This is a genomic window from Mucilaginibacter gossypiicola, from assembly GCF_900110105.1.
Taxonomy (GTDB): domain Bacteria; phylum Bacteroidota; class Bacteroidia; order Sphingobacteriales; family Sphingobacteriaceae; genus Mucilaginibacter; species Mucilaginibacter gossypiicola.
In genome coordinates this window covers 219,438-240,839 of record NZ_FOCL01000003.1, presented here as the reverse complement: position 1 = coordinate 240,839, position 21,402 = coordinate 219,438, and the positions used below count along the sequence as shown (strand labels likewise).

The window sequence follows — 21,402 nt, the reverse complement described above, 5'->3', positions numbered from 1 at the left end:
ATGATCAAATTCATCCAGCATATCAAAGATCTTAATGTTGAAGCTGTTAAAGCGATGATCGAAAAGGATGCGCGATGGCTTACCTGGGCCGAAGACAGCGGTAAAAATGCGCTTCATTATTTATGTGGTGTTGAGATTACAAAGAAACCGGATAAGGCTGAAGATAGTTTGACGATACTCAAATTGTTACTGGATGGCGGTATGGATATCAATTCAATCCACCGGATAAAAGAGGAATGCGGTTTTTTCCCGGCTACACCGCTGTGGTATGCCTATACGAGGGGGCGAAATGAGCTGTTATATAAATATCTGCTGGCCAAGGGTGCTGATCCCGAGCATTGTATGTATGCAATAACCTGGTATAATGATATCGGCGGTGCCGACCTGTTTAAAAGCTATGGAGCACAAACAGATAGCAGTGCAGGCATCGATACCCCATTTATGGCAGCGTATAACTGGAAACGTTTTGAAATAGCCGAATGGTTTTTAAAGAACAGGGCAGATGTAAACTTTGCCGATAAGGATGGCAACACTACACTTTTTCATGCCGTGAAACGAAAGTATAAGCTTGATCAGATCAGGCTATTGCTGAAATATGGCGCTAATTTTAACATAGAGAATAAAGACGGCCTGTCTGCCAGGAAATTGGCAGAGCAAAATAACCAGACCGGGGTTTTGAAGTTGTTTACCTGTTAGGTTAAACAATTTTTACGTAGAGACGCATAATTGCGTCTCTCAATATGCAAATAACGCATGATTTCTGCTGGATAGACTTGCTCTAAGGTTATGCGTCTCTACATTTAAATGCCGTTACATCCAGGCCAGGTATCCCATCAATATCACCATTAGCTTGCTTACCTTACTTGGCAGCATATCATAGTGTTTTTTAAAAGCTGCAGTAAAATGATGCGCATTTTTATAGCCCACGGTTTCGGCCACTTCGCTAACACTGCGACCGTCTTGGAGTAATTTATGGGCGAGATTCATCCTGAGTTCGGCCAGGTAACCAAAAACAGTGTTGCCAAACAATGCTTTAAACCCCTTTTTTAGTTTAAAATCGTTAAGGCCGGTTTTGCGTGAAAGCTCGGTTAATGAGCATGGCTTTTTTAAATTTTGCTCTACTATATTTTTGGCTTCCAGTAAACGTGTCTTGTCTGTATCGTTAATAATAGATTGCAAGGGTATTTCCTCTGGTTGATGCAGCTTGATCAATAAATCTACTATGCCGGCTTCGAGCAGCAACCGTTTTAGATAAGGCGTTTGGGTGTTATCTAAAATGTTGTTACCGATAGATTGTGCCTTCGTATTCAGATTCTTTTTTATCAGATGATCAGGGCGTTTTTTCGCATCGATAGGCAAGGTCCCCTGGGCAGATAACTTTTCTATAAATGATTCATCAATACATATGGCCAGCATTGTGCTGTTGGTATGAAGTGATATATTGGCGTTTAGGCCCACCTGGCAGGCGGAAGAGCTATTGTTTTTGTTTATTCTTATAACTGTTCTGCCAAGATCTGCCTCAATCTTGCCATCCAATGCAAAAAACATAACCCTGCACGGTTTGGGATAATTAAAACTAATTGAGAACAATTGAGCAGCATTAACAATACTGTATACAACACAAATTCCTTCAAATCAGCATTCCTCTACCTTAACACTTCCCTCCGCAAGTTTTAATTCCTGGCTTCTTTTTTCGATGCATGATGTGGCTATAAAGCCTTCCGGGTAGCTTAAATGGATATTGTTTGATGAAACAGGAGTAAGGGTTGTGTGCATAAAATCCGTTTAGCGTTGTTTTCAATCCGTTTGGCGTTAACCAAACTTGAGAGCTATGCTACAAATTTGCACCATTATTTTTAATTAGTCTAAATAAATGAAAAATATTCTTCCTTGGGTACTTGTTCTGTCAACTTCAACCGCTGTTTATGCTCAGCGCGACACAACAAGGAAGGATAGCACTAAGCAACTAAAAGAGGTAGTAGTAACAGGAACCCGCACTGCAAAAAGTTTACAGCAGGTACCTATTCCGATAACCCGCATCACATCCGAAGAAATAAAAAACCGGGGGCTGGTGCGCCTTAACGAAGTTTTGTCCGAACAAACCGGCATCAATATCCTCGATGACCCGCACGGACAAGGTATCCAGATCCAGGGCTTTGACCCGGCTTATACCCTCATCCTGATAGATGGCTTGCCGTTAATAGGCCGTAGTACCGGTATCCTTGAGCTATCAAGGATCACCACTAATAATATCGACAGAATTGAAATAGTTAAAGGCCCTACATCTTCCCTTTACGGCTCGGAGGCAATGGCCGGCGTAGTGAACATCATTACTGCCGAGCCAGCCAAAGGCTTTTCGGGTGGAGTAGCCGGGCGGTATGGTACCAATAAAAACGCCGATATCTCCCTGAATTCATCATACAAAACAGATAAATTCTACATCAGCGGTTTTGCCAACCGCAATAGCAGCGGAGGCTATAGCCTGCAGCCTGCATCGGGCATCCCAACGGTTTCGCCATTTCATGGCTATACACTTAACGGTAAAACAGCTTATCGTTTTGACGATAACACCAGTCTGAAATTATCAGTAAGATATTTTACCAATGACCAGGACAGCCGTTTTTCGGTTGATGACAGCCGCTTTGCTTCAGGTAAAGGCACCGAAAAGGATTTCAATATAGCGCCGGTACTTACCCATCGCTTCAGCAAAAAAGATGTGTCGGTGTTGCAGCTTTATCGCTCGGTTTATAAAACCAATTCTGATATCAGGTATGAGGATAACAATGATGTTTACGATCAAACCTATTTCACCCAAACTTTTAACCGTGCCGAGGTTCAGAACGATTATGCAGTTCAGGACAACCTGAAATTAACCGCTGGTATTGGTGGGCAGTATGAAACTGTAGAGGCTACCCGTTATACCAAACAGCAATCTTTTACATCGGGCTACGGCTATTTCCAGGCAGATTGGATCCCTGTAAAAAAGCTTGACATTATAGCCGGTGGCAGATTTGATGCGCACAGCGTTTATAAATCACAATTTAGTCCGAAGCTGGCTGCGAGCTATGCGCTTAGTGATAAGCTTACCATATTAGGTTCGGCAGGTAAAGGTTACAAAGCGCCCGATTTCAGGCAGCTCTACCTCAACTTTACCAATGCCGAAGTTGGCTATAGTGTCTTTGGCTACGAAGAGGCAAAAGCCGGGATAGCGCGCCTACAACAGGAGGGACAGATTGAAACGGTGTTGATAGATCCCTCCACATTAAAGAGACTGAATGCCGAGAGTTCAACCGCCTTTAACTTTGGCTTCAGATATAAACCGGTTGCCAAACTTTACTGGACTGCCAACCTGTTTCGCAATAACATCAGCAATCTGATCGAGACAGCTGCCATCGCCCTGAAAACAAACGGGCAATCGGTTTTCTCTTACTTCAATCTCAACAAGGTTTATACGCAGGGTGTTGAAACAGATATTACCTACCAGCTTTTTAAAGCCTTGCAAATTGGCGGAGGCTTCCAATACCTCGAAGCTTATGACCAGGATGTGCTTGATCAGATCAAGGCCGGCAAAGTATTCACCAAAGACCCTGAAACCAATCTAACAAAAGCTCTAAAACGGAGTGATTATGGCGGCCTGCTTGGCAGGTCGAAATATACCTATAACATCAGGCTAAATTATAATGAGGAAAAAACCGGGATTAACACATCGGTAAGGGCTGTTTATCGTGGAAGATATGGCTATAAAGACAGCGACGGCAATGGCATTGTAAACCGGGACGATGAATATACCAACGGCTACATGTTGATCAACGCATCTGTTTCAAAGCTGTTTATGAACAATGCACTCCGGTTGCAAATAACTGCGCAAAACCTGTTTAACCATAAAGATCCGCAGGTGATCCTGAACCTGCCCGGCAGGCTTATTTACGCCAGGTTGGCTTACAATTTTAACAAGCAATAATTATTAAACTATCATACATAAAACACACATGAACAAATTCAAAACTTTATCATTGGCATTCGGCGCGGCGGCTATATTACTGGCATCATCATGCAGCAAAAACAACGACGATCCAACTCCTGAAGCCAGCAAGCTTACCACTAAAACTATTGCTGATCTTGATGGTGCATCAAAGGCAACCGTTTATTTCAGCCTTGCAACAGGAGCAGAGGTTACAGGGGCTGATACCGCTTCAGCTACTAAGTGGGACCTTAAATTCAAATCGACAAGCATATTTACAAATGGTGGTACATCAGGCACCGGGACAGCCCAGGCCCAGGTAGTGAGCAGCACGTTTGAAGCTTTAACAACGGCCCCAACTGCCGACTATAAAACTGATGCAACGGGCGCTCCTGCCATTTCGGGCTGGTATACTTATACTGCCGAAACTGCGCCGCAGCATGCCATACTTGCAACACCTGGTAAAATATTCGTGATCAAAACTGCTGATGGCAAATATGCTAAAGTTGAAATGATCAGCTATTACAAGGGCAATCCAAACACTACAACTACCACGTTTGCTGATCTCACCACAAGACCTGCATCACGCTACTATACTTTCCGCTACGCTTACCAGGGCGATGGAACAACAAGCTTCAAATAAGACAAATTTTCTTTGGTTGGTTAATTATGTCGGAAGTCCCCTGAAAAGGGGGCTTTTTTGTTTTATACTTGTTTTATGGAAACTCAAAACGCGGCATATTATATCCAATCGTTAAACCTGTTGCCCCACCCCGAAGGCGGTTATTACAAAGAAACTTTTCGTTCCGAACAGGAGGTTAGCCGCGTTGCCGGGGCAGATGTTAAACAGGCATGCACCTCCATTTACTATTTATTGGAGAATACAGATTTCTCAGGTTTTCATCGTATTGCATCTGATGAGATCTGGTATTTTCACAAGGGGCAGCCATTGATCATTCACGTGATCCAAAAAAATGGCAGTTTGATAAGTCATGAATTGTCCGATGAAAATACGGGTAGCTTTTCGGTTGTTGTACAAGCCGGGCTATGGTTTGCCGCCGAATTAAAAACAGGAGAGGGTTTTGCGCTGGTGAGTTGTGCCGTTGCGCCAGGTTTTGATTTTAGCGAGTTTGAAATGGCTAAAAGAGAAGAATTAGTTTTGGACTATCCTCAGCATCAGGCTTTATTAACAAGAATGTGTCGGGAATAGCTCAGCAGAATAGGAGGTACCTACGGAGCCAACAGCCATTTATGATTAGTGGCTATAAACACGATACTCCTACGGAGTGTTTATAGCTGTGATAGTAAGAACTGTAACATTTCGTGTTATAAAAGAATAAATACCGGCTCAAATCGCCCTCGATCACCTAATCACCCGGAATTGAAAACTTACGCGCCTAACACTCCGTAGGAGTATCGTGTTTATAGGAATGTTATAGCTAAAGTCAAGGCTCCATAGGAGCCTCCTAATCTACATGTAAACATCACCATTTTAATATTTTCAATCCGCCCATTTTATTTAATTTTGCCGAATGGATTTTATTATTGAAGCAGCCGTAAAAGCAGTTAAGCATTTATACCAAACTGACATTGAACCGGCTGCCGTTAGCATACAGGAAACCCGTAAGGAGTTTGAAGGACAGGTAACCATAGTAACCTTCCCGTTTACCAAATTTTCGCGCAAGGGGCCAGAACAAACAGGTGCCGAAATAGGGGAGTTTTTAAAAAACGAGTTGAAAGAAGTTGCTTCCTTTAACGTGATCAAAGGTTTCCTTAATCTTTCTATCAGCGATGAATACTGGATCAGCCAGTTATATAATCATATTACTGCCGATGATTTCGCGGTAGCAAAGCCTAACGGGCAAAAGGTAATGGTGGAGTATTCATCTCCCAATACCAATAAACCGCTGCACCTTGGCCATATCCGTAACAACCTGTTAGGTTATTCGGTTGCTGAGATCCTGGCTGCCGATGGGTATGAGGTGATCAAAACCAATTTGGTTAATGACCGTGGCATCCATATCTGTAAATCCATGCTGGCCTGGCAAAAGTTCGGCAATGGCGAAACTCCTGAATCGTCAGGTATGAAAGGCGATCACCTGGTGGGTAAGTATTATGTATTGTTCGATAAGGAATTAAGGGAACAGCTTAAACCTGTACTAAGCAATGTTTATGAAAAACATGATCTTTCGGCCTTTAAAGAAAATCAGAAGACCAAAATAGAAGAATCGTTAGCTACCATAGCCAAGGTTAAGGAAAAACGAGCCCAAACCGACGAGGCAAATCAAAAACTGATAGGTGAGTTAGATGATAAAATAGCGGGCGAAGAAGATAAGATCAAAGAGATAGCCAAGAATGCTACACCTATCATGCTCGAAACCCAGCAGATGCTGCAAAAATGGGAGGCAGGCGATGAAGGGGTAATGGGCCTGTGGAGAACCATGAACGGCTGGGTGTACGCTGGTTTTGCCGAAACCTACAAACAACTGGGCGTTGATTTTGATAAATACTACTACGAGTCGAACACTTACCTTTTAGGTAAAGATATTATTGAAGAAGGCCTTGCAAAAGGTGTATTCTTTAAAAAAGCAGATAACTCGGTTTGGATAGACCTTACTTCAGATGGCCTTGACGAAAAGCTTGTTCTTCGTGGTGATGGCACTTCAGTTTACATTACCCAGGATATGGGCACTGCCCAGTTGAAATACAACGATTACCACATGGATAAATCAATTTATGTGGTAGGTAACGAACAGGATTATCACTTCAAAGTGCTGTTCCTCATACTGCAGAAATTGGGTAAAACCGGTGCCGATGGTTTATTCCATTTATCGTATGGTATGGTCGACTTGCCTTCTGGCAAAATGAAATCGCGTGAAGGTACAGTAGTTGATGCCGATGACCTGATGGCCGAGATGGAAACTACCGCTAAAGAGCAAACTGAAGCCATGGGCAAAGTTGATGCTTTTAACGAAGAAGATAAGGTTGCGTTATATCACACCATTGGTATGGGAGCTCTTAAATACTTCCTGTTAAAGGTTGATCCGAAAAAACGTTTGCTGTTTGATCCAAACGAATCGGTAGATTTTCAGGGACATACCGGGCCGTTTATTCAATATACTCACGCCCGTATCAAATCAGTATTAAGCAGGGCCGATTATCAGGTTGGGATTAAACCGACTGTAACTGAACTGGCAGGTGTTGAACGCGATTTGATTGTATTGCTTGATAAATACCCCGAAACTGTTAAGGAAGCGGCAAAGGGTTATAGCCCGGCTGTAATCGCTAACTATGTATATGAGCTTGCCAAAACATACAACAAGTTTTATCACGAAAAATCGATATTGCAGGCCGAAGACGAGGATTCAAAACAATTCCGTTTAGCCTTATCCGCGTCATCAGCTAAAGTGATTAGCAAAGGCATGAAGCTTTTGGGTATTGAAGTACCGGAAAGGATGTAATTTTAGTAGGCAGTTTACGGTTGACGGTTTGCAGGGTACTGATAGTTCATTTGCAGTTAGCATTTTATACTGCTAACTGCAAATTGAAAACTGCCAACTGGCTTTTATCTCCAATATCCCCTTACCCAAACGTACCCACGATTGGTTGGTTGCCAGTGGCCTTGTACGTATACGTGATTATATCGTGGTCGCGCATAAAAGCCCTGACGGTATACATAGTGGTTACCGCGCCAAACCCATTCACCGGGTACCCAAACCGCGTTAGGGTAAGGAGCTACCGGGCGAACATAAACCGGTTCTACCGGTTGTTCGGTTACATAAGCCTGGCTTGAGCATGATGCAAACAATGAGCCTGTTAAGGCAAGTACTATTCCTAATTTAGCAATGGTTTTCATTTTCAGATGTATTTTAGTTGTTCAGTATATTACTATTGACAACTTCCAACATCGAAAGTTTAACCGCTTTTAGGTGTTGAATTTATCGGCAACTACCAGCTCTTTGCTGCCTGGGGTATATTTATAAAATCCGCTGCCGGTTTTGGTCCCTAAGTGGCCTGCTGTAACCATATTTACCAATAGCGGGCATGGAGCATATTTAGGGTTCCCAAAGCCATCGTGCAATACCTTCAAAATAGCAAGGCAAACATCCAGACCAATAAAATCGGCCAGTTGCAGCGGACCCATCGGGTGGGCCATGCCAAGCTTCATTACCGTATCAATTTCCTGCACGCCTGCAACACCTTCATATAAAGTGTAAATAGCCTCATTTATCATCGGCATCAAAATGCGATTGGCTACAAAGCCGGGATAGTCGTTCACCTCAACAGGATCTTTGCCCAAAGTGCGCGAAAGCTCCATAATAGTTTCGGTAACGGCATCGGTAGTAGCATAACCCCTGATCACCTCAACAAGCTTCATTACCGGTACCGGGTTCATGAAATGCATGCCTATTACATTGCCTGGCTTTTTGGTGACCGAGGCAATTTTGGTGATGGAGATAGAAGATGTATTAGATGCAAGGATCACCTTATCGCTGCAAATTTCACTGAGCTGTTTAAACAGTTTAAGTTTTATCTCGTGGTTTTCGGTAGCGGCTTCAATTACCAGGTCGGCATTTTGAGCGCCTTCTGCCAAATCAGTAAACACCTGGATGCGGCTTAATGTTTCTGTTTTCGCCTCTTCTGTGATAGTGCCTTTTTTTACCTGTCTGTCAAGATTGTTGCTGATGGTTTGTAAGGCCCTGCTCAGGGCATCATCGCTGATATCAACCAGTGATACGTTGAAGCCATGCTGGGCAAAGGTATGGGCAATGCCGTTGCCCATAGTGCCGGAGCCAATTACAGTAATGTTTTTCATAGTATTTGTTTACGAAACCGGCAAAACATCGGTTTGTATAAAGCCGGTATTACAAGGTAATAAACTTACCGGCCTCTTTAACAGTTTTTTTGTTGATAGTTGTAAATTCAGGGATTTGTCCAAGATCGGCCACTTCTGAATAATCGAGGATGTAGCTTTTTGAATAGATATCCTTATCACCATTAAAAACAATACCCATAACCGGGATACCATATTTTTTTAATGCATGTAGGGAAAGCAGGGTATGGTTGATGCTACCCAAATAGTGCTTGCTTACCAGTATTACCCTGGCATTAAGTTGTTTAATGAGGTCGATGATCAGGAAGTTATCGTTTAGCGGCACCATTAAACCACCGGCTCCTTCAATGATCAACTGGTTATCTGTTTTTGGCAAAACGATATTTTCCAGATCGATGGTTACTTTATCGAGAGCAGCCGATTTATGGGGCGAAAAAGGTTGTGTTAATGCGTAAGCCTCCGGAAAGAATTGCGTGACTTTATTTGAAATGAGACTTTTAACTTTCAGCGTATCACTTTTATCAAGGTCGCCGGATTGTATGGGTTTCCAGTAATCAGCGTTTAATTTTTCGGTTAAAATAGCCGAAACCAGTGTTTTGCCTATTCCGGTATCAATGCCGGAAATAAATATCGGTTGCTTATCGGGCATGTAATAGTATAAATTTGTTAAGCGTTGCAGCCAGTAAAGTTAACTCATTTTCGGTATTAAAACTATGCAGGCAAATCCTGATTCGCTCGGTGCCTTGTGCTACTGTTGGGCTTAGGATAGGTCTTACATCCAGGTTATTCATTTGTAATTGCTTAGCTGCTTCCCGCGCCATTTCATTGCTCCCAAGTATCATGCATTGGATCGGGCTGTCGCTGTTTAGCAGCGTAAAATTTTCGCCTGTGTTTACTTCCTGTTTAAATAGTTCAATATTGTTTTTCAGGCTGATGATAGCTTCGCTGGAGTTTTCTAACAGCTGATAGGCCATTTTGATAGCCGCCAGCTGATGGAAAGAGGCCGCGGTCGTATAGATAAAAGATCGCGCAAAATTGATCAGGTAATTCCGCAGATCGCTACTGCCAAGCACAATTGACCCGTGACCACCCAGTGCCTTGCCAAATGTTATTACACGGGCAAAAACTCTTTGTTGTAAATCGAGTTCACAAACTAACCCTTTAGGATAAAGCCCAACGGCGTGTGCCTCATCAATAATGAGGGCGGCGTTATATTTTTCTGTAAGGTTTAGGATCTCAAAAAGGGGAGGGGTATCTCCATCCATGGAATACACACTTTCAATAACTACATAACAATTGCCTTTCGCTATTTTTAACTTGGCTTCCAAACTCTCTAAATCGCTGTGTTTGAAACTGTAGCGGTTAGCATAGCTCAATCTTGCCCCGTCGATGATAGATGCATGCACCAGCTCATCTAAAATTATAGTATCGCCACGTTGGGCAAGGGACGAAAGCAACCCCAGATTAGCATCATAACCCGAGTTAAAAAGCAAGCCAGCTTCGCTTTGGTGATAGGTGGCTATTTGCTGCTCCAGATCTTCGGCATATTGGATGTTTCCCGACAGTAATCTTGATCCGGCAGAGCCGTTAAGACTAAGCGGATGACTGTTTACTTCATGGGCAATGCTTTGCTTTAAAACAGCAGAATGGGCAAAACCGAGGTAGTCATTGGAGCAAAAATCAATCTTATCGTTTTCGGGTTTCAGTTCACGGTATATGCCCGCTTCTTGTCGCTCCTGTAATTTGCGTTTTAAAAAATCGTCGACTGCTTTCAAGTATGCTTCGTTTTGTGCAAAAATAAAAAAAGCGACCATTGGCCGCTTTTTTCTATGTGATAATGTTTTACTGGCCACCGCCGCCCTGGCGCATACGGTCCATTCTTTCTTTCATTGCTTTGTCGTAAGCTGCAGCCTGATCAGCTGTTAAAATAGCTTTGATCTTGGTGTTGGTTGCTTCCATCATTGGGCGCATTGCAGAGCGCATAGCATCCCTGTCGCCATTGGCAGCAGTACGTACGCTGTCCATTTTGGTAGCCTGCTCTTTGTAAACTGCAGTGATCTTGGTTGTTTGGTCATCTGTCAATTTAAGCTGGGTTTGCAAGTCTTTAGCTCTTTCTTCAGGGCTTTTCCTCATGCCGCCTTGTGCGTGGCTGGCTGCTGAAATTCCAATCAGGAAACAGCACATTAACAATAATTTTTTCATAGCTTTTTAATTTAATTTACGTTTTATCAGTATGATAAAGATATATCGTAATGGTTTAAAAAAGCCGATGTAACTTAATTGTTGCCTTGCTGTAAATTAGAGATAGAGCGTTGCATCTGGGCCATCATTGCTGTAAGGCTTTCCATGGTAGGCTCAGGTGACGGTGATGGCAATTGCGTAGAGATATAGCCTTTAGCTTTCCACAGTTCCAGCACATCTTCGCCCGATATTTCATAAGGTTCGTAAACCGGGTTATCCGAAATAAGCTTTAGCTTTTTGTTCTCTTTAAATTTATTGCCGATGCGTTTATAAACCACACCATCATTCTTTGATATTACTACGTAGGTTTCGCCGCTTTTTACATCGCCCCAGTTTTCTACATATTCACCTATTATAATAGTACCCGATACAAGGGGCAGCATGGAGTCACCTTTGATCTCGAAAGCACGGTAGGTGCCCTGTTTAAACATAGGCAGATAAAACTTCGGAAGCTGTGCCACATATTCAGGATCAGCATAACCGTTAAGGTAACCGGCGCTTGCTTTTACAGGCACCATTTCTATATTTTCATTTTCATCCTTATCAACAGAAATGCTCAGGATCCGCAGGTTGGCGGGGTTGCCTTTGGGTTTTGGCTGCCATTTTTCGTTTATGGTTTCGTTGATGAAGTCATCAATAGTAACATCAAAATAGGTTGCTAATGTTTTTAGTAAGTCATATTTAGGATCGGCCCGGTCTTCTTCATATGCGCCTACTAATGAACGTTTTATACCTAATTCATCCGCAAATTGCTGCTGCGTTAAACCCTTCTTTTTGCGGAGAAACTTAATATTTTGTGAAATTATTGACATAAAATTTGGATTTGCTAAATTTATTAGTAATTTTATGCTCATAAAGTTAGTAATAATTATCTGTTCACCAAATTTTTTATCATAAAATGAAACGTTTTGTTTATATCATTACCGACAGGAACCGTAAAAATCTGCATGTAGGCTTATGTTCAGACCTGATGAAAACCATTCAGTTTTACAGCGAAATGCCAACTTTGTTTTTTGACAATGCGCAGCAGCTTAACCGTTTGGTTTACTTTGAGGAGATCAATACCGAAGAGCAGGCTATGGAACGTTTTAAAGTGGTGAGCACTTTTACACGCCCGCAAAAAGAAAAAATGATCCGATCTGTTAATGCCGATTGGATAGACCTGACCATTGGCTTAAAATATGAGCAGGGCTTACGTGTAAGGCCGCAGCTGCGCCCATCATTAAATGCAAACCGCAGGGTTATGGCTTTTTAATAAATTTTAATGCCCCCGAGTTCATGCAATACCTTTTGCCGCCGCGGTCGGCAGGGCCATCGTCAAATACATGGCCAAGGTGTAAGCCTGTACTTTTTTCGATAACCTCATCACGGCTCATGCCGTAGCTGTTATCAGTAATTATTGCTACTTTTTTCGGGTCGAAGGGTTTAACAAAACTTGGCCAGCCCGTACCGCTATCAAATTTATCATCAGAGGTGAATAGTGTGTCGCCGGTTGCGGCACTTACATAAACGCCTTTTTCGTGGTTGTTCCAATACTCGTTCTGATATGGTGGCTCGGTGCCGCTTTCAACCATAATATGGTATTGATTGGATGTAAGCGTCTTTTTCCATTCATCGGCCGGTTTGCTCAGTTTACGTTTAGCATTCTGTCCGTTGGTATTTTGGCATCCTAATGCTGTCAGGATGCTCAAAGCTATCACTGTTAAGATGAGTGTTTTCATAACCCATTATATTTTGATGTTATTTTAATTATAGATGCTTCCTTTTAATTGCAGGAAACTTCCATATGCTATAACTCAAATACGTAATTATATTATGTCGGGATTGTCATTTGGCAGTCTGTTTATATCAGCTTCTTTTTAGGTACCAATACCTTACTTACCAGGTGCACTATACCATTGTTTTGTTTTATATCAAACTGGTTAATCACGCTTTTACCACCGTTGCTGTCAATCAAAACAATGTTACTATTGCTATCTATCTTAGCGAACAATTTTCCGCCCGAAAGTGTGGTAAATGTTGCCATACCTTTTCCTTTACTGATCTTTTTCTGAATGTCTCTTGCTTTTAGTTGTCCGGCAATGGCGTGGTAGGCAACTAAATCTGTCAGTTCCCAAATATGCGCCGGTTTTGAAAGAGAGTCAAACTTACCGGTAGGCATGTCGCTGTATCCGCCATCAACCGGTACAAATATGGTGATTGGCCCCCGGCTGGTATAAGTGAGTACAAGGCTTGTTTTTTGAATGAAAATATAAAAAGTATGTGTATTGGGCGCTATAGATATGTTTTTTACAATATCGTTAGCAGGGAGCATTGCTGTGGTATTACTGCTTTTGTTTTCGGTTTGCGCCAGCAATAGCGCCGGACAAAATGCAATTAATGTTAATAGCAGTAACTTTTTCATAGTGTGCAGGTTATAGGTTAAACATACAAAATATAAATAGGTTTTAAAATGGATAGCCGGGTTGTAGATTATAAACTACCTTTGCTCATCTATGGAAATTTTCCCTACGCAATACTCAACCTTATCGTCAAAAGCGCTGAATGTAAAACTTCAGGAAAGTTATGGTTTAAGCAATACTACCTGCCGGTTATTGATCCGTAATGTGAGCGATACCTATGTTATAGAAAGTGCAACTGAAAAGTACATTTTTAAAATTTACAGAGATGCCCACCGCAAACTGGAAGAGATCAAAGGCGAAGTAGAGTTATTGAGTATCTTGTTTGAAAAGGGAGCCAAAGTGTCCAGGCCTATTCCTGATACGGACGGAGAAGTATTACAGGTTTTCAACGCTGCAGAAGGAATCCGCTATGGCATTTTGTTTTCCTGGGCACAAGGCGGTGTTGTTTATGCCATGAATGATCAGCAGCTCGAAACTGTGGGTAGGGAGATGGCGGCCATACATAATATTACATCTGCAATTGAACTTAGCCATCATCGTCAGCGATATTCAATAGAAACTGTTATCGTTAATCCGTTAAAGATACTTGAGCCTGCCTTTGCGGGGCTGGAAGATGACTATGTCTATTTAAAGAAAACTGCCGCTGAAGTAATTGAGCGATATAAACAATTTGATGGTAGTTTTAGCTACGGCTATTGCCACTTTGATTTCATGCCTAAAAATTTTCATTTCAATGATGCTGGCGATATAACTTTCTTTGATTTTGATTTCGTGGGCAAAGGGCTATTGGCTTATGATATTACTTCTTTTTTTATTCATTACTTTTTAGAGTTTACTTCTGGCAAAATCAACCAACAAGAAGCTCGTGATGCATTCGGCGTTTTTGTTGATAGTTACCGTAAAGTGCGGCCATTATCAAATGAAGAAATTGCCGCTATACCATATTTAGGTTTTGGCTTTTGGCTGTTTTATTTTGGCTTTCAGTGTGAAAACTTTGATGACTGGTCGAATTTATTCTGGGGGCCTAAGTTTATGAAAGACAGGGTGGCGCTGATAAAGAAATGGATGGAAACGGCGCATGTGTTACTGCCGTAGCCATCATTGATGATAAATATAAAACAGAAAAAGCGGCCATCAGCCGCTTTTTCTGTTTTCGTCACAGTAAGTATTATTACCAACCCGGTGTAAAGCCTAAGCCAAACAAAGGTTTTTTAACATCACTGCGGTTAAACGGAACGGCAAGGTAAGGTTCCAGGATAAACGCCCCAAAAACGTTGATACGTAAAGAGATACCCGCGCTCAAGGCCGGTACACGGCCGTAAATGTTTTGAGTGGTTACATTTCCGGTATTATCAACAACGTCCTGCTGACCAATTACCGGCGGGTCTTTCTGGAAATAAATATGATCGCCAGAATTCCAGGCTAAGCCTGCATCAAAAAATAAGTTAAGATCGGTAAACAGGAATTTGGATTTAATAGCGGCTAATTTTTCGGGCCCTGTAAATGGTAAACGAACCTCGAAATTGAACACAGCTAAACGGCTACCCGACAATTGATCAATAGTAAAGCCATTGGTAGTGGCCTTGCCGTTATTATAAAACGTTTGGCCCTCGTAACCCCTGATATAAAAAGGATAACCCACAAATAGCGGATAAAGCCCTTTATCATCGCCAAACCTACCTGTAGCAAAAAACCTGGCCGCAAAGGTAACCGGAGCGGTGCGCACGTATTTCCTTACATCGATAGTAGGCGAAAAGAACCGGTAGGTACCAAAGTTGTAGCCAGCTTCAAGCCTGTACCTGAAACCATTTAATGGTGCTGTAACGCCAAAAAATGAGTTATCGCCAATTAAAGCTGTCGAAAGCGTTAAAATGGAATATGATTTTAAATTATAAAAATAGGTTGAACCGTAGTTTTGATTAAGGGTTTTTGATTCTTCATCATTTGGAATCTTTTTCCTGTCGGAATTGATGTAGTTGCCAATGCCTACCTGTTGTTTGCCGTTTACCATGGTGGTATCAAGCAGGTAATAATCGCTGTAGCGGTCAACGCGATAATAGTTGTGCGAGGCTGCTCCGCTAACTTCAAAGCGGGTTGTTCTGGAAATAGGGTATGAGGTAAACACCCTGCCTGCGTCTTCAAAATTGCGGATGATGTCGATGTTATCAGAGTAAACTGTTTGATTTTTACCACCCACATTTTTCACCGGGTAAGTGGATGTATTGAAGCCGAACTGGTAGGGGATATGTGAAACGCCCACACCAAGGTTCCAGCGGCCGGTTTGATTTACATAGGTTACCGCAGCACCAGAGTCATAAATCTGACCGTTTACCGAAGCAGCGGCAAAGATTTGGTTACGGCCCAATATATCACTAAATACGCCCTGAATCCCGCTTGAAAGGCTTGTACCATAAAAGTTGCTCACGCCCACACCTATACCGCTACCGGCCAGGTAATCCAGTTTGAATTTTGAGCGAAACGGAATTGCCTTAACCGAGTCCGTTGGGATTTTGCGGTAAGCCAAAAAGTTGTTCAGGTTGGAATTAATCAAATCAACACCAACAGAACGATTGGGCGGTAGGGTTCCAGCTGCAAAATTGATATCGCCCGGCTGCACTACTACCGGTGTGAAGTCGGATGCTTTAGCGTTATAAATGGAATATTTTTGTGCGCGGTAATACGAATAAACCACATCATCGTGATTGGAAACGCTTAATGCCGGAGAGTATTCTGTGATACCCGAAATGCCGGTGAACAGGTTGGTCATTTGCTCTATTTTGCCGCCCTCAATTGTATACCGGTACAGGTTGCGAAAACCATCGCGGTTGGATAGGAAATAGATCTGGCAGCCATCGGCCGAATATTGCGGGTTCAGATTGTTTGCTCCATTAAAGATTTTGATATCGGTTACTTTTCCTGTTGCCAAATCAAGTTCGGCGAGGTTGAAAGGGATATCCTGCTCAAGGCTTTGGTCGTAAGTTGTCCTATCGCTCGAAAAAATAATCTTTTTACCATCCGGCGAATAGCTGGGCTGGTAATCTGAAAACTTATCGTTGGTAAGCTGGGTGATCTTTTTGGTATCGAAGTTATAAGAATACAGATCGCTTTGGCCTTCAACCAATCCCTGGAAAGCGATATCCTTGCCATTGGGCGACCATGACAGATTACTGAACTGGCCAACCTGCTCCATGGAGATATCATCAATGACATTACCGCTTTTCAGGTCAACCACATCAAGCCTGTTACGACCTTTGCTAAACACGCTAAACGCGAATTTGCTACCATCCGGCGACCATGCGCCCGCCGATTCGATGAAGTTAAATTCGTCAATGTGGGTATTGGATACCTTACTCGTAAGCTTGCGTAATATACGCCCGCTTTTGGCATCGGCCAGGTAAAGATCAATACTGAACAAACTTTTAGCCGATAGGAAAGCCACATATTTACCATCGGGACTCACAGACGGCACCACTACAAGGTCGCCTCCATTTTTGCTGTCAACCAGTTTGATCCCTTTCGGTGTTTGAGTGGTATCTTTTAGAAATGGCTTATAGGTAGCCTCGATAGAGTTTTTCCAAAGGCGGGATAATGTACGGTCGTCATAGCCAAAAGTTCTTCTGATGCCATATTCCAGACCGAACTTGGCCGCGTTTTTAAAGAAGGGGACTATCACCGTATCGCCATAAGTTGAGCCTATGAACGACCAGAAAGCCTCGCCATACCGATATGGGAAATATTTGCTGCTTTCGGTAAGGTCACGAACGGTTGGGATATCGTGGTTCAGATAAGCATCACGCATCCACATGGCTGTATAAGTATCCTTTTTGCCTAAGGAAAGGTATTCGGCCATACCCTCAATCATCCAAAGCGGAATGTTGTTTATATTTTCATACTCGGACGAATCATGGCCCATCAACAAACGGTACTGAAAGGCGTGTACCAACTCGTGCCCGATAACGTGCCTTGTAGTTTGGTTGGTTTCCATTACGGGCATCACCACCCGGTTTTTAAGGCCTTCGGTAACACCGCCTGTGCCTACGCTAATTTCACCATCAATGGCGGTTGTTTGCTGAAAATCGGGGTGGTTGGCGTATAGTATGATCGGATTGGCGTGTTTAAACGTATCCCTGAAAACCTGCTGATGCAGGGTATACCAAAGCTCACTTTCCTGGGCAAAACGCTTCACCATGCTATCGTTTTTCAGATAGTAGTAAATCTCAAAGTGAGGGGTTTTGTAAACGTTAAACTTGAGGTTTTTATACCTTACTTTGTTTTGGCCAAAATACTGGGCCTGCGCGTTGGTGCTTATCAACAGCGAGCCAACTAAACAAAATAATATAATGGTGTGCTTTTTAACTCTATTGAAAAGTGAGTAAACTTTATTCATATATTATTTAATAAATAGATATGGCTAATTTAACAAAATAAGGTTGCTCTTAATTAAAAAACAACCTTATTCATTTTCTCTTCATTAACAGAAAGTAAGCGCCGATAATCCTTTATTTATTACCCGGCGGTGTGCTCTCAGGATTTTCCGGATTGTTTTCCTGTACAGGTGTTACGCCCGTTGTATCAATAGGGTTGCTTAAGCTATCTGTTGATGTTGTGTCTTCTTCAATATGTGGCGATGGGCAGTTATAAGTTTTGGTGATTTTGGTCCATGGTTTTGGGAACGGACCGTATGTATACCCAAGCGATTTATCAGCATAAACTCTTTCCATAAAGCTGCCGAAGATAGGAAGGGCTGTGTGTGACCCTTCGCCGGTTTCGGAAGAGGTGAAGTGTACTGAACGATCATCGGCACCAACCCAAACGCCGGTTACCAGGTCTTTGGTGATGCCCATGTACCAGCCGTCTACATAATCAGATGAAGTACCGGTTTTACCGCCTATCTGGTTGTCTTTTTTCCAAAGGCCATTGTATTCCCAAAGCGCTTGTGAAGTGCCTCCCGGCTCCTCCATACCACCACGGAACATGTAAAGCATCAGCCAGGCAGTTTCTTCGCTTAATACTTTTTCGGTTTTAAGCTTAAATTCCTCTATTACGTTACCTTGTTGGTCGGTGATTTTGGTAACCAGCAGCGGGTCAAGCTTTTCACCCTTATTGAGGAAAGTACTATATGCCCTAACCATTTCATAAACTGAAACATCATTTGAACCCAGCGATACTGACGGTACTGATTTCAGAGGGCTTTCAATACCACAGCGATGAGCATATTCCACAATTTTATCCCAACCCACTTTTTCAGTTAGCTGAGCAGTAATAGAATTTACAGACTTACCCATAGCCCATCGTAATGACATTTCACGATAAGAAAAATGGAAATCGGCATTGTTAGGTTCCCATACTTTGTCTTCGCCGTTGTCTTTGTATTTGATAGATACGGGTTTGTCGGTGAATTTATCGCAAGGGGTATAACCATTGTCAAGCGCTGTAAGGTAAGCGAAAGGTTTGAATGTTGAACCCGCCTGCCTGCGACTTTGGTTTACGTGATCGTAGTTAAAGAAACGGTGATCGATACCGCCAATCCAAACCTTTATTTTACCGGTTGATGGTTCTAATGTCATCATACCGGTGTTCAGGATTTTGGCGTAGTATTTAATAGAATCGATGGTAGAGAAAGTAGTGTCACGCTCGCCATGCCAGGTAAACACCTTCATCTTTTTCTTAGTTTTAAAGTAATCCTGGATCTTTACCGTGTCGCCGCTATATTTTTTATCAAGTAGCTTGTAAATAGGTAGCCTTTGCTCGTTTTTTAGAATGAAATCTTTGATCTCGACGCCTTTTGAATCACGCCACGGGTTTTTGTTTCCCCACAGATTATAGAAGCGTTTTTGCAGCATCTTCATTTTTTCGGCAACAGCCTCTTCTGCATATTGCTGCATTTTTGAGTCGATAGTGGTGTAGATCTTTAACCCATCTTCATAAAGGTTATAATCGTTCTCTTTACACCATTTATCCAGCCATTTTTCAACCGCGCGGCGCAGGTATGAGTCGCCATGCGAGTCGTCTTCAACATAGCTCAGGTCGAGCCCGAGCGGCAATGCTACATTGCTTTTATATTGATCGGCGTTAAGGTATTTGTACTTTTCCATCTGTCCCAGAACGGTATTGCGCCTTTCGGTAGCTCGTTGAGGGTTTTTGATAGGATTATAGCTCGATGTGGCCTTAAGCATACCTATCAGTAATGCCGACTCGGCAGGGTTTAACGTGCCCGGCTGCTTATTAAAATATTTTAAGGATGCCGTTTTGATGCCATACGTATTATTGCCGAACGGTACGGTGTTGAAATACAATGTTAGAATTTGCTGTTTGCTGTAAACGTGCTCAATTTTAAAGGCGGTAAGCCACTCTTTGCACTTATAAACTACGGTACGCAACACCGGAATATGCTTAATAATCCCTTGTGACTTCTTTTTACGTGTTTCGAAAAGGTTTTTAGCCAATTGTTGCGTAATAGTACTTGCTCCCCGTTTGTCACCTTTGGCTGTTGAAAGCACGCTGGTAAAAAAGGAATAAAAATCTACACCTCCGTGACTGTAAAAACGCGCATCCTCGGTAGCTACAAGGGCATTTACAAGGTTAGGGGAGATCTCTTTAAATTCGATGGGTGAGCGGTTTTCCTTATAATACTGACCTATCAGTTTGCCGTCAGCGGTGTAAACTTCTGAGCCTACTGAAAGTACGGGGCTTTTAATGTCCTGCATGTCAGGAGAATATCCGAAGAGTCCAAGGAAGTTAAGTTCTATCGAACAAAAAAAGATAATAACGAAGTATAATAATATGACGAAGTATCTTAAAAAGCGATTGCGTATACGTCTGAACATTGGGTAAAGATGAAAAATTATAGCACTACATCATAATGCCGTTTAACAAATATAAACAACGTAAAATAGACAGGTAAATTTTAGGTTAACACTGGCATGATACATATTTATGATGTGCAAAGTACACAATAAATAAATCAAAAGCTGTTTGGATATTAAAAATCACTTGTTGCCGGGTCTGTTTTAAATATAGTTGATAAAACTTTATCGTGTTTTTTATACTTAATACAGATATTTATTAATATGAAAAGTTTGACAGAACAGTTTAGAGTAAAAAGTGATTCGAAATTTTCGCTGAAGGATCATGATCCTGCGTTTAGTGATGGCTATGAAAAAGAAGATGCCGGCGCTGCGCTAACCGAATTAATAGGTGATACTTTCAAATTGCAGGCCCAGCTTTATGCCTCAAACAATTATTCATTGCTTATCATTTTTCAGGCAATGGACGCGGCCGGAAAGGATAGTGCTATAGCGCACACCATGTCGGGCTTAAACCCGCAGGCTTGCCAGGTATATAGTTTTAAACAACCAAGTTCTGAAGACTATGATCACGACTTTTTATGGCGGCATTATAAAGCCCTGCCCGAAAGAGGGAGGATAGGCATTCATAACCGATCACATTATGAAAATGTGCTGGTAGTTAAGGTGCATCCCGAACTGGCTTTGAAGGAGAATAACCCTTACATAAAGGATGTGAATGACATTGACAAGAAGTTTTGGGATCAACGGTACGAAAGCATCCGTAATTTTGAAAAGCACATCCACAGCAACGGTACTATTGTGATCAAGTTTTTCCTGAATGTATCCAAGCAGGAGCAAAAAAAGCGTTTTTTAAAACGGATAGACAACGCGGCAAAGAATTGGAAATTTCAGGCCAGTGACATAACGGAGCGGGAACATTGGGATGAGTATATGAGCGCTTATGAAAAAGCTATCAACGAAACATCGACAGATGATTGCCCCTGGTATGTTATCCCGGCGGATAAAAAATGGTTTACCCGTATTGCCATTTCAACGATAATACGTGATACTTTGAAAGAGTTGAAACTGGAATTTCCGGTTTTACCTAAAGAGGAAATGGAAAAACTACAGGAGGCAAAGCAGCTTCTGGAAAAACAATAAGCTAAGCGTGAAGAC

Annotated in this window: 20 protein-coding genes; 8 read left to right on the top strand and 12 right to left on the bottom strand. The window is 42.2% G+C overall.

Annotation, left to right across the window (positions count from 1 at the left end):
- The gene (locus BMX50_RS10755; RefSeq protein WP_091210528.1) at positions 1–696 is read left to right on the top strand and encodes an ankyrin repeat domain-containing protein; all 696 of its coding nucleotides are present in this window, start codon (positions 1–3) and stop codon (positions 694–696) included.
- Between the two features lie 114 nt (positions 697–810).
- Here the strand turns inward: BMX50_RS10755 and BMX50_RS10750 are convergent, their stop codons facing one another.
- Both BMX50_RS10750 and BMX50_RS34505 read right to left on the bottom strand, forming a co-directional pair.
- Complete coding sequence (locus BMX50_RS10750; RefSeq protein ID WP_091210527.1) at positions 811–1,548, bottom strand: helix-turn-helix transcriptional regulator; 738 nt, start codon at positions 1,546–1,548, stop codon at positions 811–813.
- An 87-nt stretch (positions 1,549–1,635) separates the two neighbouring features.
- Positions 1,636–1,776: a hypothetical protein gene (locus BMX50_RS34505; RefSeq protein ID WP_167667867.1), complete on the bottom strand. Its 141-nt coding sequence runs from the start codon at positions 1,774–1,776 to the stop codon at positions 1,636–1,638.
- Positions 1,777–1,873: 97 nt separating this feature from the next.
- Here BMX50_RS34505 and BMX50_RS10745 point away from each other — a divergent pair, with 97 nt between their 5' ends.
- From BMX50_RS10745 to argS, 4 genes are all read left to right on the top strand, one after another.
- Positions 1,874–3,961 (top strand): TonB-dependent receptor plug domain-containing protein, encoded by a 2,088-nt coding sequence (locus tag BMX50_RS10745; RefSeq protein WP_091210526.1) that lies wholly within the window; start codon positions 1,874–1,876, stop codon positions 3,959–3,961.
- A gap of 28 nt (positions 3,962–3,989) precedes the next feature.
- Positions 3,990–4,604 (top strand): HmuY family protein, encoded by a 615-nt coding sequence (locus tag BMX50_RS10740; RefSeq protein ID WP_091210525.1) that lies wholly within the window; start codon positions 3,990–3,992, stop codon positions 4,602–4,604.
- 75 nt (positions 4,605–4,679) lie between these two features.
- Positions 4,680–5,171 (top strand): cupin domain-containing protein, encoded by a 492-nt coding sequence (locus tag BMX50_RS10735; protein WP_091210524.1) that lies wholly within the window; start codon positions 4,680–4,682, stop codon positions 5,169–5,171.
- Between the two features lie 322 nt (positions 5,172–5,493).
- Positions 5,494–7,422: an arginine--tRNA ligase gene (argS, locus tag BMX50_RS10730; protein WP_091210523.1), complete on the top strand. Its 1,929-nt coding sequence runs from the start codon at positions 5,494–5,496 to the stop codon at positions 7,420–7,422.
- A gap of 104 nt (positions 7,423–7,526) precedes the next feature.
- Here argS and BMX50_RS10725 read toward each other — a convergent pair whose 3' ends face one another.
- The 6 genes from BMX50_RS10725 to BMX50_RS10700 all read right to left on the bottom strand — a co-directional run bounded on the left by BMX50_RS10725 (position 7,527) and on the right by BMX50_RS10700 (position 11,848).
- Positions 7,527–7,817: a YXWGXW repeat-containing protein gene (locus BMX50_RS10725; protein WP_091210522.1), complete on the bottom strand. Its 291-nt coding sequence runs from the start codon at positions 7,815–7,817 to the stop codon at positions 7,527–7,529.
- 69 nt (positions 7,818–7,886) lie between these two features.
- Complete coding sequence (locus BMX50_RS10720) at positions 7,887–8,777, bottom strand: 3-hydroxybutyryl-CoA dehydrogenase (RefSeq protein WP_091210521.1); 891 nt, start codon at positions 8,775–8,777, stop codon at positions 7,887–7,889.
- A 49-nt stretch (positions 8,778–8,826) separates the two neighbouring features.
- On the bottom strand, positions 8,827–9,444 hold the full coding sequence (bioD, locus tag BMX50_RS10715; RefSeq protein WP_091210520.1) for a dethiobiotin synthase: 618 nt from the start codon (positions 9,442–9,444) through the stop codon (positions 8,827–8,829).
- Entirely contained in the window at positions 9,434–10,609 is a 1,176-nt protein-coding gene (locus BMX50_RS10710; protein WP_091210519.1) for an aminotransferase class I/II-fold pyridoxal phosphate-dependent enzyme, read from the bottom strand. The genes bioD and BMX50_RS10710 overlap by 11 nt, the downstream gene beginning before the upstream one ends.
- Positions 10,610–10,637: 28 nt before the next feature.
- Positions 10,638–10,997 (bottom strand): hypothetical protein, encoded by a 360-nt coding sequence (locus BMX50_RS10705; RefSeq protein WP_091210518.1) that lies wholly within the window; start codon positions 10,995–10,997, stop codon positions 10,638–10,640.
- 74 nt (positions 10,998–11,071) lie between these two features.
- The gene (locus tag BMX50_RS10700; protein WP_091211087.1) at positions 11,072–11,848 is read right to left on the bottom strand and encodes an XRE family transcriptional regulator; all 777 of its coding nucleotides are present in this window, start codon (positions 11,846–11,848) and stop codon (positions 11,072–11,074) included.
- An 86-nt stretch (positions 11,849–11,934) separates the two neighbouring features.
- On the opposite strand from BMX50_RS10700, the gene BMX50_RS10695 reads away from it, so the two are divergent.
- Positions 11,935–12,291 (top strand): GIY-YIG nuclease family protein, encoded by a 357-nt coding sequence (locus tag BMX50_RS10695; protein ID WP_091210517.1) that lies wholly within the window; start codon positions 11,935–11,937, stop codon positions 12,289–12,291.
- On the opposite strand, the gene msrB is transcribed toward BMX50_RS10695, so the two are convergent.
- Positions 12,278–12,757, bottom strand: a complete 480-nt coding sequence (msrB, locus tag BMX50_RS10690) for a peptide-methionine (R)-S-oxide reductase MsrB (RefSeq protein ID WP_091210516.1) — start codon at positions 12,755–12,757, stop codon at positions 12,278–12,280. The two genes, BMX50_RS10695 and msrB, sit on opposite strands and share 14 nt — an antisense overlap.
- Before the next feature lie 122 nt (positions 12,758–12,879).
- Positions 12,880–13,440, bottom strand: coding sequence for a fasciclin domain-containing protein (locus BMX50_RS10685; protein ID WP_091210515.1), 561 nt, complete (start codon positions 13,438–13,440; stop codon positions 12,880–12,882).
- Positions 13,441–13,531: 91 nt separating this feature from the next.
- Here BMX50_RS10685 and BMX50_RS10680 point away from each other — a divergent pair, with 91 nt between their 5' ends.
- Positions 13,532–14,533 carry a phosphotransferase enzyme family protein gene (locus tag BMX50_RS10680; RefSeq protein ID WP_091210514.1) on the top strand — a complete coding sequence of 334 codons (1,002 nt, stop codon included), beginning with the start codon at positions 13,532–13,534 and terminating at the stop codon, positions 14,531–14,533.
- A 76-nt stretch (positions 14,534–14,609) separates the two neighbouring features.
- Here the strand turns inward: BMX50_RS10680 and BMX50_RS10675 are convergent, their stop codons facing one another.
- Positions 14,610–17,825 (bottom strand): DPP IV N-terminal domain-containing protein, encoded by a 3,216-nt coding sequence (locus tag BMX50_RS10675; RefSeq protein ID WP_091210513.1) that lies wholly within the window; start codon positions 17,823–17,825, stop codon positions 14,610–14,612.
- 112 nt (positions 17,826–17,937) lie between these two features.
- The gene (locus tag BMX50_RS10670) at positions 17,938–20,265 is read right to left on the bottom strand and encodes a penicillin-binding protein 1A (RefSeq protein ID WP_091210512.1); all 2,328 of its coding nucleotides are present in this window, start codon (positions 20,263–20,265) and stop codon (positions 17,938–17,940) included.
- A 243-nt stretch (positions 20,266–20,508) separates the two neighbouring features.
- On the opposite strand from BMX50_RS10670, the gene BMX50_RS10665 reads away from it, so the two are divergent.
- On the top strand, positions 20,509–21,387 hold the full coding sequence (locus tag BMX50_RS10665) for a polyphosphate kinase 2 family protein (RefSeq protein WP_091210511.1): 879 nt from the start codon (positions 20,509–20,511) through the stop codon (positions 21,385–21,387).
- The last annotated feature ends 15 nt before the right edge of the window (positions 21,388–21,402 follow it).